Raw genomic sequence first — 14841 nt, 5'->3', positions numbered from 1 at the left:
GGGATTTAAACTGCAAACTCGCTCTGCTCACGGCAGAAGAAGAGGGGCAAAGGGAAAAGGTTAAAGGGAAAAGGACAGATATTCTCCTTTCCCCTTTCACCCTTCCCCTTTAACCCTTCCTTGTGCCTCCTGCCTCTCTTTGTTAATACTCTGGAACTGAAGGATCGATTTCTCGACTCCAAGCGGTAATTCCGCCTTTAACATTTGTCCCTACAATCCCGGATTCCTTAAGGATGGCGAGAGCTTTTGCCGATCGCCCGCCCATCTTACAATGAGCAATTAGGCGGTGGCCGTTCAATATTTCCTTCACCTTAGCAACGCCATTGCCATTTTCAATGTCTGGTAAGGGCACCAACACTGAACCCGGAATCTTGGCAATGTCGTACTCATGGGGGTTGCGGACATCCAGCAGTACAAAATCCTTTGCACCGCTATCCAGCAACTCTTTCAAATCCTTGACGGTCATTTCTTGACTTTCCATCTGCTGTTTTGCCTCCTCTGCCTTAGCTTGTGGAATCCCGCAGAATTCTTCGTAGTCTATCAGCTTTTCAATCACTGGGCGAATCGGGTTCGGACGCAGCTTTAACTCCCGAAATTTCATATCCAAGGCGTTGTATAGCAGCAATCGCCCGCTAAGAGTGTTGCCTTGTCCCAGAATGATTTTAACAGCTTCGGTTGCCTGGATTAAACCAATAATTCCTGGCAAAATTCCCAAAACGCCACCTTCTGCACAAGAAGGAACCATTCCTGGTGGTGGTGGTTCTGGGAAAAGATCACGATAATTCGGGCCACCTTCGTAATTAAATACAGTAGCTTGCCCTTCAAAGCGTAAAATTGAACCGTAGACGTTGGGCTTATTCAGCAATACGCAGGCGTCATTAACTAGATATCTGGTGGGGAAGTTATCAGTACCATCCACGACGATATCGTAAGGTTGAATCAGTTCCAAGGCGTTTTCGGAAGTCAGCCGAGTTTCGTATAAATCAACCTGACAATAGGGGTTAATCTCGTGAATCCGGTTTTTTGCCGATTCAATTTTAGGTTTACCCACCCAGGATGTCCCGTGAATTACTTGGCGTTGCAGATTAGAAGTATCGACAATATCAAAATCGACAATTCCGATGCGTCCAATACCCGCCGCCGCCAAATATAAAAGTAGTGGTGAACCGAGTCCACCTGTACCGATACACATTACACTAGCGGCTTTCAGGCGCTTCTGTCCCTCTAGTCCTACTTCCGGTAAAATCAGGTGTCGGGAGTAGCGTTCGTAATCGTCTTTGGTCAACTGGATTTCGTCCAGATTGGGATTGAGCATAGCAGTTATGATGTGGGAAAGCGGAATATTAATCCTATCGAAAAACTGGATCTTATATCATGTCCGCTTGATTGCTTATTAAACCCGAAGAACCCCACCCCGCCAAAGCTGTGCTTTGTCTCCCCTCCCGAAAAGCGGGGAGGGGTTGGGGGTGGGGTTCTTTTATTATGGGTAATTTGGCGGACATGATATTATATGGAGATAGGAGTGGGAAAGACGAATTTTCATCTGTGATAGCGGCGAAAACCGCGATGAGTGACTGTCTTTAAACTAAGCCGGTTATTTTATATTTTCAATTGCCTCTATTTGAAACTGATGAGTATCATCAAGGCTCCAGCTTTGTAGTTCTCCAGCTTTGCCGTTTTGGACGGAAACTATTATATACGAGTATCCCTGCCAAGCGTATAGGCGATCGCATTCTGAGGGTATAGCAGGATGATCTGGGTGGGAGTGAAAAATGCCGATAATGTTCAGTGAGCGATCGCGTGCTTCCCTTTGTGTTTTTAGCATAACTTCGGGTGCGATCGTATATTGCCGTCTTTTACTTTCTGTTGTGCCTTCCCCTGGAAATTCAGCAGCCGCTTTTGTATTCCAAGCATTTTCTGTTGGCATGACTTCTACCACAGTTTTGCCCTCACTAGCCAGATAGCCCAAAATTATACCACAGCACTCATCTGGGTAGGTGCTTTCGGCATGGGTGCGGATGATTTGCAAGTGTTCTTGGCTAAGTTGAATCATGTCTGCGTTTGTGATTTTAGCAACTTTTAACAATTCTTGCTTAAATACAATACATTGACACGCGTAGCCTAGTAAAAACCATCAAAATATTTACCTACTGAATTATGCTTTCTTATTTGTGGTTGTCTAATCTTAATTAGCGCTCCAGGCATGAAATGGGAGGTACTTATAAACAACCCCCCATTCGATTGTTCAATGCAATTAGTGCTAACAGAGAGTAAATGTTGGGTTTGGTTCCTTAACTTTCGGCATGAGTGCGAATGATTTGCAGGATTCTTGGTTAAGTTTGTTTATATCTGCGTTGATAATTTTTATAACCCATAGCGATTCTTGCACGGATATATATTGGCAGGCGATCGCTCTCATCGTAGTATAAGTTAACCAAGACGTAGCTAGCAAAAACCACAGGCGATCGCAGCCTTCAAAAATAAATATATGTATTTTTTATTACTTGTTAAAATATTTACCTACTAGGTTCTACTTTCTTATTGCCTAGACACAGAAGAATATAAAGAATATACAAAGCTCAATACTTGTGTATATATTTTTCAGCAAGTAATGTGAAGAGTATGCAAAGATGAGTATTTAAGTAGAAACATCTAAGTATGATATTGACTGTGTAGTTCTTTTGAGGTTCTTGAGATGTTCTGTATTTTCAAGCTAGATGCCCACGGATAACAGCCTACAAGGAAGGCATCAAAATCTTTTCCCGATTAAGAGTCAATTGTTGATTATTTTTATCTTCTAGTAAAACTTAGGCGCTGGCAAAAAATAAATATGAAGAAAGAATTTTAGGTATTGAAGCTGAATTTTTTGGTACTTAAAAGAGTAATTTTTACTCAAAAAGGATGATAAAAACCTGAAATGACCAGATCTTGCAAATTCACACGCTAATTAATTTGTACAGTGCTTAAGACTTAAATAGTTTGAGGTCAAAGAAGTATACGTAAAAACCTTGAAATTGGGGAAATTTTTCAGAAATTTACTGTTATTGAAGGGTGACGTATAAATTATGTAGATTTCGGTGAATTTTTGCGCCCTTAAACAGCACAATCTACAAATTGATAACTGAAGTTACTGAAAAAAACGATTTAGAAAGGTAAAAGTTATGGCAAATATCATTGGAACCAACGGTAATGAGACCCTACAGGGTAGTTATGATGAGGCGGATACGATTAACGCTAAAGCAGGCAACGATACTATATATCCGAACGGTGGCAACGACACCTTGACTAGTGGAGGCGGCAATGATAAATTCGTCTTCTACTACTACTATAACAACAACAACAATATTGCGATCGTCACCGATTTTGGTGGTGTAGGTAAAGGAACAAACCCGACAGCAGCAGTCATTGCCGAAGTGGATACCCTAGCATTCGAGGGCGATGGCACCACTGCCCAAAATTTGTTATTGACCCAAAAAGGCAACAATTTGGAAATCAGCTTTGCAGGGGATGCTTATTTGAGGTTTATTGATAACTCAGTTATCCTGCAAAACTTTGCCCTGGAAAACCTGGAAAACTTGAGCAAATCTACAGGGGCCACTGTAGACTTGGGCAATATCTTATTTAATACACAAACTAGCACCACAGATAGCTTTGATGTGTTCAATGCCAACTCCACCCAAAGCACTATCTTCAATAAGAACACAGTCACTTTTCTTAATGACCTGAAGAATAATGTTAGCGGCTTTGATAACTCAGATGATGTCATCAATGGTCAGGGCGGGGATGACCTCATTGACGGCTTAAGTGGCAACGACACACTCAGAGGTGGTGCGGGCAATGACTCCCTCATTGGTAGTGCGGGGAATGATATTCTCATAGGCGGTACGGGTAATGACTCTTCCACAGGTAATCACTCCCTCGTGGGTGGTGCGGGCAATGACTCCCTCATTGGTGGTACTGGAAACGATCGCTTAGATGTTGAATTTTCAACAGGCGCTAACACCCTCAAGGGTGGCGTTGGTGATGATACCTTGGATGCTGGGGCAACATCCGGGAATAACTTACTTTTTGGGAGCGAAGGTAATGATTCTCTTTCCACTTCTAATGCTTATAGCAGCTTCAGCCCTAACATTTATTACCCCTCCTCAGGTAATAACACCCTAGAAGGAGGTGCTGGTGACGATACCTTGAATGCTCAGTCTCCATCAGGGAATAACTTACTTGCTGGAGGCGATGGCAATGATTCTCTCTCCACCTCTGGAATTACAACTTATAGAGGAGACCCTAATTTTAAGGCATCAGGCAATAACACCCTCAACGGTGGTGCTGGTAACGATACCTTGAATGCTGGCATTTCAACAGGCAATAACTTACTGTCTGGGGGTGATGGTAATGATTCCCTCTCGATATCTGGCGATATTATCAACTATAGCGGTCGAGAATTTTATTACCTTTCTTCAGGCAATAACATCCTCAACGGTGGCGCGGGTGACGATACATTGACTGCTAATTATTCAACAGGCAATAACTTGTTCTCTGGGGGCGATGGCAATGATTCCTTCTATCTAAGTACCAAATCCTCAGATACTCCCCTCTCTGATTTAGCAATTCAAACGATAGATGGGGGAGCAGGTGACGATTTTTTATCCGTTGATTACAGTTTCGCTACAGCGGGTATTTCAACGACATTCAATGCCACTACAAACAATGTAGAAATTACGGCAGGCACATATCAGGTTAATTACAAGAATATCGAACGATTGAATATCTTAGGTACAGCTTACGACGACAATATTGTAGGAAGCAGTGCGAACGATACGCTCTCTGGGGGATATGATGGCAAAGATACAATCGATGGGGGAGCAGGTGAGGATCTATTGTCCGTTGATTACAGGTACAGCAATCCTACAGGGGCGATCGCAACAACATTCAATGCCACTACAAACAAGGGAGTAATTACGGCGGGCACAAATCAGGTTAACTACAAGAATATCGAACAATTAAATATCTCAGGTACAGCTTTCGACGACAATATTGTTGGCAATAGTGGCAACGATACGCTTTCAACAGGCAATACTGGCAAAGATACAATCGATGGGGGAGCGGGTGACGATGTATTGTCCGTTGATTACATCTCCAATGTCAATATTACAAAGGGGATCGCAACGACATTCAATGCTGCTACAAACAAGGGAGTAATTACGGCGGGCACAAATCAAGTTAACTACAAGAACATCGAACGATTAAATATCTCAGGTACACAGTTCGATGATTTTATTGTGGGGAACGATGGTAACGATACGCTCTTTGGGAGCTATGGCAAAGATACGATTATTGGCGGTGCAGGTAATGATATCTTGGCAGGTGAGAGTGGGAAGGACACCCTAACTGGTGGCACGGGCAATGATAAATTTGTTTATAGCTTGAGCGATAGCTCCTATGACGGCACTAACATTGATATTATCACCGATTTCGGTGGCATAGGTAAAGGTTCAAATCCCTCAGCAACCGTAATTGCCTCCTTAGACACTTTGCAATTTATAGGTTTTACTGCTGAAAATCTGCAATTAACTCAAAATGGTAACAACTTAGAAATTACCTTTGAAGGTTTCGGTAATGACAGGAAAGTTATTCTACAAAACTTTAAGTTAGAAAACCTGGATAATCTACCAGCAACTTCTTCACGACCAGCTATTGGCAATATCCTGTTTAATGGACAAACCAGCATCAGCGACAGTTTTGATGTGTTTGATGCTGATTCCACTCAAACTACTGTGTTCAACAGGAACACTGTTACCTTCCTTAATGACCTGGATAACAACATTACGGGTTTTGACAACTCTAATGATGTCATCAATGGTCAGGGGGGTGACGACATCATCGACGGGTTGAGCGGTAATGACCTGCTCAGAGGTGGTGCGGGAAATAACACCCTTGACGGAGGTATTGGTGACGATACCTTGAGTGCTATCAGTTCAACAGGCGATAACCTGCTCTTGGGGGACGATGGTAATGATTCTCTTGATATCTCTGGCAGGATATTCAGCGACACATTCAGTGGCACATTCGACAAATTCGACTCTCGCTCATTAGGCAATAACACTCTCAACGGAGGTACAGGTAACGACACGTTGAGTGCTAGCGGTTCAAAAGGTGATAACCTGCTCTCTGGGGGCGATGGCAATGATTCTCTTGACATTTCTGGCAGCTACAGGAATAACTACGGCTACATCTCCGACTCTCGCTCATTAGGCAATAACACTCTCAACGGAGGTGCAGGTAACGACATCTTGAGTGCTGGTGGTTTAAAAGGTGATAACCTGCTTTCTGGGGGCGATGGCAATGATTCTCTTACCATTTTTGGCGGCTACAACGAGAATAATCCCACAGACTCTTCGGACTCTCGCTCATTAGGCAATAACACTCTCAACGGAGGTGCTGGTGACGATCGCTTGAGCGCTGGTGGTTCAAAAGGCGATAACCTGCTTTCTGGGGGTGATGGCAATGATGAGCTTGATATCTCTGGTGGCTATGACAGCTATAACTCCAACGACTACTCCGACTCTCGCCCGTCTGGTAATAACACGCTAGAAGGAGGCGCTGGTGACGACAAGTTGAGCTTTAGCAGTTCAACAGGTGATAACCTTCTGTCTGGGGGTGATGGCAATGATTCATTCAATCTAATCGCTAGTTCCATAGATAGTAACCTGTCTGATTTAGTGACTCAAACAGTAGATGGGGGTAATGGTAATGATTCGTTGTTCACCAATTACTACTTTGCTTCTGGGGGAATCACTTCGACATTTAATGCTACTACTAACACTGGAACAATTACGGTGGGCATGTATCGTGTTAACTACAACAATATTGAGCAATTAAATATCTCAGGTACGAGCTATGATGACAATATTGTTGGGAGCAATGGCAATAATATCCTCCAAGGTGGAAACGGTAATGACAGCCTAATTGGAGGGGATGGGACTGATACCTTTGGTTTCTATAATTACAATGAGGGTGTTGACACTATTTATGACTTCAACACTACTAATGAACTGATTCAAGTATATGCTAATGGTTTTGGTGGCGGGTTATTAATAGGTTCACTCTCGGATGCTCAGTTCACCATCGGAACATCTGCAACAACAAGCAATCAACGATTTATTTATGATAATTCTACAGGTGGGCTATACTTTGACCAGGACGGCAGTGCGGCTGAGTTTACTCAAGTAAAATTTGCCCAACTATCTGCTGGACTGTCATTAGCCGAAAAGAATTTTGTGCTTGTTTAATCGTAATCAGATTCTCTAATCGTTAAGCGACAAGGGTTGTGAGGTGCTTACAAAAGCACCTTGCAAACGATAGCGCTCAATGCAATTACTGTTAACAAAGAGTAGATGTTGAGTTTTATTTCTCAACTTTCGATATGAGTCTGGATGGTTTGCAGATGTTATTGGCTAAATTTGATTATGTCTGCGTTTTTAATTTTAATCGCCGCCGTTGCATATTTGCGGGATGATTTTGTTAGTTTTGTGGGATGGGCCGAAAAGCCCGTCCTTTGTATTGCAGGGCGCAGGCATCAAAACTCATTAGCCTTAAAGTAGTAACAACAACTTTTTGTGGAATTGCGATCGCGAGACGATGAATGCTCTAATCAATTTACTGCTTTTTTTGCTGCCGATTCTGAGTAGCTTTTGGATTGCCCAAACTTTCAACCCTTTATCTTCTTATCAGCCTCTCCAAGCTGTAGACGGAGCAGCTTTATATAAAAAACAATTAACGAATGGTAATGAAGCATATTTACAAGTTATTAATCTTCGTAAAATGCACATAGACCAAATTATCGGAGAGGTAGATAATATGGGTCTAAATGAAGGAAAATATTATCAAGGAGAAGGTGAATATTACAGCCCTTTTTTCCAAAATAAATTGTTTTCTGATGTTGCAGACGAATATAAAAAACTTTACGCAAACAACGTTTTTTCGCTGATTAATTGTTCTTTCTTTGAACAATACCAATCTAGTACTCAATTATCCTTTCCGATTAAACTTAATGGTGTAGTCATCACTGGTGGCACTAGCCCTTATGGCCCAATCAAGGAACCAAAAGATAAATATTATCGTAATATTCGCCTCAAAACCTTAGTCTGGGATGATAAGCAGGCATATATTACCGATTACAACCAAGCTAGCGGTGCGCCTCTTAACCAAAAAGCAGTGAAGAATGCGATTGTCACTTACCGATATAGCGATCATCCGGCGAAAGTATTAGCCCAAAACCAAGTGAATAAATATCAAGTCATCGGTACTCTGAATAAAGATGGTGTTAAAGGTGACGAGCTTTTGTTGATTATGACGGTGAACCAAGCAACTCTGGATGAGGCAGCCGATTTATTACGTAAATTAGGAGTCAAAAGCGATATTATTACCGTTGATGGCGGTAAATCAACTTATTTGTTCAATTCCCAGAAGGGAAACATTATTGTTCCCCAACTGTCTAATCTGCAAGAAAATCCTACTTTCCGACATTTACCTCATTATCTGGGATTCCGTAAGAAAAGCAAAAATCAGATTGCGCCAAAAATCTCGATCGCTCAACCAGTTGGTAAAGTACTTCCAAAGAAGGATCAGCCTTTTTTAATATTGTGGCGGGATAATTTTGATGGCGATGTCTCGATTAAGTTGTACGATGGGAACAAACTTATCCAAAACATTTCTTCCCGTACTGCTAGCGATGGAGTTTATGAGTGGAAACCACGTATTTCCGTAAAAGAAGGCTATTTTATTCGTATTTCTAGCTGGAAAGACCGGAATATTTTCGGGCAGTTGCAATTGTAGCGGAATGGGAAAATGAAATGGATAACTAGCTAAACGCAAACCTCTCAACAAGGTTGACGGTGTGGCCGCGATCGCAATTGTTATCGTTTCTCACAGTAAACAACTAGCTTTGGGCGTGCGGGAACTCGCCGCGCAGATGGTTCAAGGCCAAGTTCCCATTGCTGTTGCAGCAGGTATTGAAGATCCGGAAAATCCATTGGGTACCGATCCGATTCAGGTTTATGAGGCGATCGCTTCTGTTTTTTCTGATGATGGTGTCTTGGTGTTGATGGATTTGGGTAGTGCTTTGCTGAGTGCGGAAATGGCAATCGAGTTTTTGCCAGAAGCACAGCAGGAGAAAGTATATTTGTGTGAAGCACCTCTAGTAGAAGGCGCGATCGCTGCTGTAGTAGCGGCGGCGGCTGGTAGAGATATTCACCAAGTTATGGCGGAAGCACGCGGCGCACTTCTCGCCAAAGCAACTCAATTGGATGTAATTAGTAGGCCGTTGTCTGTTGTCAGTCCAATAACAACCAATATAGAATCGCCAACACGAGAAATCCGGCTGATTGTGAGCAATCGCTTAGGATTACACGCCCGCCCAGCCGCCCAGTTTGTGGCAACCGCAGCCCGGTTTCAATCTCAAATTCTGGTACGGAATTTAACAAGAAATACTGAGCTAGTCAGGGGTGACAGTATTAACCAAGTCACAACTTTAGGGGTGCGTCAAGGACACGAACTGCTGATTACTGCCACTGGTTCTGATGCAGATGAGGCGCTGGCTGCATTACAGATATTATTTGCCAATAACTTTGGTGAAGATAATGTTGCCTTGAATTCTCCACCAGCACACCATGAAGTTACACCAATAACTTCCGGCGAACTTTCGGGGATTGCAGCTTCTCCAGGAGTAGCGATCGCACCTGTTGTTCATTATCAACCTACCCACGTTTCTATTACGGAATACCACGTAAACGATCCTGATGCAGAGTGGCAACGATTACAGGCAGCGATTAACACTGCCCGACAAGAAATTCAAGCAGTTTTCTCACAAGCATCTCTGCAAATTGGTGATGCTGAAGCCGCCATCTTTGATGCCCAATTACTATTTTTAGAAGATCCAGTACTGTTAGAAGCGGCTCATCAACGCATTTTAGACAACCATATAAATGCTGAAGCAGCTTGGCAAGCTGTAGTCGATGACGTAGCGACTTCCTACCGCGCACTTGAAGATTCTTATCTGCAAGAACGAGTTGACGATGTTGTAGATGTTGGGCAAAGAGTGCTGCGATTACTCGCTGGGAATGCTGCGGCTAACCTGCATCTTGAGTCACCCGCGATTTTAGTTGCAACTGATTTAACTCCCTCAGATACCGCTGGACTAGATCCGACAAAGGTGTTGGGTATTTGTACGACTTCAGGCAGTGCCACATCTCACAGCGCCATTATCGCCCGGACGTTGGGTATTCCGGCAGTTTTGGGAGTGGATGCCCAAGTGTTGCACTTGGCAGATGGTACACTGATGGCACTTGATGGTGAAAGTGGCAGAGCTTGGGTAGAACCAGAATCAGACATCTTGGATTTACTGGCAGCAAAGCAATCAGCTTGGCAAACTGCCCAACAGGAAGCACGAGCTACGGCACATCAGCCAGCGATTACTCGTGATGGTCGGCAAATTAGCGTCTTCGCCAATATTGGTAGTATCAATGATGTGCAAGTTGCGGTGGCTAGCGGTGCAGAAGGTGTGGGACTACTCCGCACTGAGTTTCTGTATTTAGATAGGACAAGCGCCCCGACTGAAGAAGAACAATTAGCAGTCTATCAGGCGATCGCTCAAGTTTTAGATAATCGACCGCTAATTATTCGTACTTTAGATGTCGGTGGTGATAAGCCACTTCCCTATATTAAAATAGGGTTGCCAGAAGCTAACCCTTTTTTAGGTTGGCGGGGAATTCGTTTCTGTTTAGATCGTCCAGAACTCTTCAAAACTCAGTTACGGGCAATTTTAAGAGCTAGTGTCGGACACCAAATTAAAATCATGTTGCCGATGATTGCGACTGTAACTGAAGTACGTGCAGCTAAGGTAATTTTGGGCGAAGTGCAGGCTGAACTAAATCAAGCAGGTATCGCATTTGATGCAGCAATGAAAGTCGGAATTATGGTGGAGGTTCCATCAGCAGTAGCGATCGCCGATCGGTTAGCTGCGGAAGTAGACTTCTTTAGTATCGGGACTAACGATCTGAGTCAGTACGTCATGGCTAGCGATCGCACTAATCCCAGGGTGGCAAATTTGGTTGATGCACTACATCCAGCCGTGTTGCGAATGGTGCAACAAACTGTCCAAGCTGCCCATACGGCGGGAATTTCGGTAGGATTATGTGGAGAATTGGCAGCAGATACTTTAGCAACACCAATTTTATTAGGTTTAGGACTGGATGAGTTGAGCGTAAATCCCCAAAGTATACCTGGAGTGAAACAGGCGATCGCTCGGTTGAGTATAGTTGAAAGTGAAGCGATCGTGGCATCAGCATTACAACAAGATTCCGCAAAGCATGTTAGAGAACTAATCTCAACTTCAATTACTCCCCCTGCATAATGAATTCGCAATTGATAATGACGCTCTCTCGGAGATACTGTGCGAACGTCATTACGAATTACGAATTAGTTAAAATCTTATTCCCAGTTGCCCGTTAAAGCCACGAACAGAATTGTAACCAGCACCAACAAAAACGTTATTAGTAGCACCTACCTGAACGCCACCTGAAACTGCAACGCCTTTATCCTCTGAATAAAGCCCAATTCCTACATAAGGTGAAATTACAGGCAAATTGATAAATTTTAAAACATCTACTCCCGTAGCACCATCAGCGCCAGTTCCGACTTCAACCCCGAAATTCAAAGCCCTAGCTCCGACAGCATAAGTTATATCACCATCTTTTCCACCGACTGAAACCCAAGGTTGCGGTATCAGTTGAGCCGATGCTTGACTTGGGGCAAGCAAAGTTAATAAACCTATAGATGTAATTAATGTTTTAGCAATAATCGCTATTTTCACGTTATTCTCCAATTAATTGTTTTTAGGACTGATACCAATTCTTTATGAGACGCATAAAAAGAATCTCAGTGCCTTGGCATCTCCCTTTGGTAATACTATTTCACTTTCAGGTTGATACAAATAGCCAGTAGGGGAGCAGGGGGAAAGGTTAAAGGGAAAAGGGTAAAGGTTTTTTCTTTCCCCTTTACCCTTTTCCCCAAAACCCAACAAGTATTGAGCTAGGTTATACCATTTACAAAAAGACCTACAGATTCAAAATTGAAAATCCAGATGAAATCTAACCCCTCTTAATTACGAATTACTACTTACGTAGCTTGCTTCTTGCCTTTGAGGAGTAGTACGAATTACAAATTGGTATTATTATCTCAACTATTTGCTAAACTCCAACTTCGTGGAGAGCAAATAAAAACAATTTGAGTATTGCGAATTTGGAGGGGGTTGCAGAGTGGCTGATGAACGCATAGTCAATACACAACATATTTATCCAAAGGATTTTTCCTGGGGATTATGGCCTGTTGTGCCACTCTACCCCTACGGTAGGCGGCAGACAATTCGTCAAGAAGTACTTAAGGACACAATCTGGAATTTTGACCAGATTCAAGGCATTTTCTACGTTGTTGTCCCGATTCGGATGACTGTTGTGAAGTTGGAAACCGGGGGACTTCTGGTCTATGCGCCTGTTGCACCAACGCTAGAGTGCATAAGACTTGTGAATGAGTTGGTGGTGAAATATGGCGACATTAAGTACATCATTCTGCCAACTATCTCTGGTATAGAACACAAAGTTTTTGTTGGCCCCTTCGCCAGATACTTTCCGACTGCACAGGTGTTTGTGGCTCCCCATCAGTGGAGTTTCCCGCTAAATCTTCCCCTTAGCTGGCTTGGCTTACCCCCAAAACGAACTCAAGTACTTCCAGAAGATAGTTGCAAAACCCCCTTTGCTGACGAGTTTGATTATGCAATGCTAGGCCCCATTGGTCTTGGCCCTGGAAGGTTTGCAGAAGTTGCTTTTTTCCACAAGCGATCGCATACTCTTTTAGTCACGGATTCTGTACTTTCGATTCCAGAAGATCCACCCGCGATCGTTCTCTTAGATCCATATCCTTTATTATTCCATGCCAAGGATTATGCTTCTGATATTGTTGCAGATAGTCAGGCAAATCGCCGTAAGGGTTGGCAGCGCATCTGTCTGTTTGCTTTGTACTTTCAACCAAGCACATTAGATATACGCCAATGGAATCATGTATTGCAAGATGCCTTGAAAGCTCCAGAACGCTCAAGAAAAGCTTATTTTGGATTGTATCCCTTTAAATGGCAGTCAGATTGGCAGCGATCGTTTGATGCCCTGCGAGGTGATGGGCGTTTATTTGTCGCACCAATTTTACAAACGTTGATTCTCAATCGCGCACCACAAGAAACCATTGACTGGGCTAATAAAGTTATAAGTTGGGACTTCGAGTGGATAATTCCCTGCCACTTTGATTCACCAATTAAAGCTAAACCGCATCAGTTTCGCCAAGCTTTCTCTTTTTTAGAAAAGCAGCCTACTGTCAGTGGAGATTTGATCGGCAGTAGCAGCTATCCTTTACCAGAAGAAGATTTTAAAACACTTAGGGAAATCGATGCAGGTTTAAATAAGTTTGGCATTGTGCCAGCAGCCAAGGAGAAAGTGTAGGAGAGACGATATAGCGCAATACAGTTCAGATAAACCCAAAACCCTGATGATGTAGAGACGCGATTTATCGCGTCTTGAAAGACCAATTATCCTTAACTGAACGTGAGTTCGATAAACCTCTCCCTCCCAACCTCCCTCTCCCACGGGGAAAGGGAGGAGCAACGAGAAATTAGGGTTTTGGCTCCCCTCTGGGTGTCCAAGAGGGGTTGGGGGAGAGGTCAAAAAAGGGCTTGTCGAACTCACGTTAACTGAATCATATTGCAATACAGCGTTCTCCTTTGGATGCAGGTAACACAGCTAGCTGTGCTACCAAAGCTATATATCTGTATCAGGTGTTTTGTAGAATGGTATTGCTGGAAATATGATTAGCCACCGATATTTGTTATACGGTCAATCAAAGGGGGTGCGCTTTAAAGGTCGCCTTGTGCCAGTGGCATTTTCGAGGTACCATGCAGTCGTGGATCGGGCACAGGAGGTTGCGGTTCTGGGCCTAGTGGTTGGGGATTTTCCACATACTCGAATTCGCCTTTGCCATCCATTGAGGGGCCTTTTGCCCAACGACCTTCGGCGCTTTCTGTGCCTTCTGAGTGATTCCAGAACTGATAAGAAAACTCGCGTTTCTCCAATTCCAACGGGAAGGAACTGGGAACCGGAGTGGTTTCCAGTCCAGAACTTTCTAAATCTTCAATGGTTGCTAGCCACAAGTTTTGATGCATCGTATCACGAGCGATCATAAAGCTCAAGGTATCTTTCACCCCTGGATCGTCCGTCATTTCATACAGTCGTACTGCTTGCAAACGTCCCTGACTTTCAGCGTGGAGATTAGACCGGAAATCTGCCAACAAGTTGCCACTGGAGACAATAAAACGACCATTCCAAGGATAGCCGACGCTATCAGATGGTGTTGCACCTAAACCAGAGACAATGGCGTGTTGGGGGTTCATCGCCGCCGCCATAATTACATCCCGTGGGTTACTACCGCCCATGACAGCACCCACAACCGCATCTTTGACACTTTCTTCTTGCATTTTGAGCGGCGCTTTATCTAGAAGATGGGCAATCATCGTTGCCAGCATCTCAATGTGACCGATTTCCTCAGTCCCAACATCTAGCAGCATATCCCGGTACTTGGCAGGGCCTCGACAGTTCCAGCCCTGAAACAGATACTGCATCATCACGGTCATTTCACCAAAAGTACCGCCGATGAGTTCTTGAATTTTCATTGCATAAACCGCATCTGGTTTTTCTGGCGGCTTAAAATACTGGAGTTTCTTATTGTGATAAAACATTTGAATTC

8 protein-coding genes are annotated in these 14841 nt (G+C 43.5%); 4 read left to right on the top strand and 4 right to left on the bottom strand.

All coding sequences use genetic code 11. The features are described 5' to 3' along the window. Positions 1–142: 142 nt before the first annotated feature. Positions 143–1315, bottom strand: a complete 1173-nt coding sequence (gene moeB, locus RMY64_RS07735) for a molybdopterin-synthase adenylyltransferase MoeB (protein ID WP_322670498.1) — start codon at positions 1313–1315, stop codon at positions 143–145. 279 nt (positions 1316–1594) lie between these two features. Beyond that, positions 1595–2053, bottom strand: a complete 459-nt coding sequence (locus RMY64_RS07730; protein WP_322684479.1) for a M67 family metallopeptidase — start codon at positions 2051–2053, stop codon at positions 1595–1597. Between the two features lie 1108 nt (positions 2054–3161). Here RMY64_RS07730 and RMY64_RS07725 point away from each other — a divergent pair. The 3 genes from RMY64_RS07725 to ptsP all read left to right on the top strand — a co-directional run bounded on the left by RMY64_RS07725 (position 3162) and on the right by ptsP (position 11410). Next, positions 3162–7289 carry a calcium-binding protein gene (locus RMY64_RS07725; protein ID WP_322699749.1) on the top strand — a complete coding sequence of 1376 codons (4128 nt, stop codon included), beginning with the start codon at positions 3162–3164 and terminating at the stop codon, positions 7287–7289. Between the two features lie 349 nt (positions 7290–7638). After that, positions 7639–8835: a hypothetical protein gene (locus tag RMY64_RS07720; protein ID WP_322699748.1), complete on the top strand. Its 1197-nt coding sequence runs from the start codon at positions 7639–7641 to the stop codon at positions 8833–8835. 61 nt (positions 8836–8896) lie between these two features. Then, a complete protein-coding gene (gene ptsP, locus RMY64_RS07715; protein ID WP_322699747.1) occupies positions 8897–11410 on the top strand; it encodes a phosphoenolpyruvate--protein phosphotransferase in 2514 nt (837 codons plus the stop codon). A gap of 69 nt (positions 11411–11479) precedes the next feature. On the opposite strand, the gene RMY64_RS07710 is transcribed toward ptsP, so the two are convergent. After that, a complete protein-coding gene (locus RMY64_RS07710) occupies positions 11480–11869 on the bottom strand; it encodes a hypothetical protein (protein ID WP_322670503.1) in 390 nt (129 codons plus the stop codon). Between the two features lie 445 nt (positions 11870–12314). On the opposite strand from RMY64_RS07710, the gene RMY64_RS07705 reads away from it, so the two are divergent. Then, positions 12315–13544: a DUF4336 domain-containing protein gene (locus tag RMY64_RS07705; protein ID WP_322670504.1), complete on the top strand. Its 1230-nt coding sequence runs from the start codon at positions 12315–12317 to the stop codon at positions 13542–13544. A gap of 410 nt (positions 13545–13954) precedes the next feature. On the opposite strand, the gene RMY64_RS07700 is transcribed toward RMY64_RS07705, so the two are convergent. After that, on the bottom strand, positions 13955–14833 hold the full coding sequence (locus RMY64_RS07700; RefSeq protein WP_322669217.1) for a manganese catalase family protein: 879 nt from the start codon (positions 14831–14833) through the stop codon (positions 13955–13957). Positions 14834–14841 lie beyond the last annotated feature (8 nt).

This window comes from Nostoc sp. DedQUE08 (assembly GCF_034530895.1).
Classification (GTDB): Bacteria; Cyanobacteriota; Cyanobacteriia; order Cyanobacteriales; family Nostocaceae; genus Nostoc.
The sequence above is the reverse complement of the archived record's forward strand: the minus strand, read 5'-3'. Positions and strand labels throughout refer to the sequence as shown.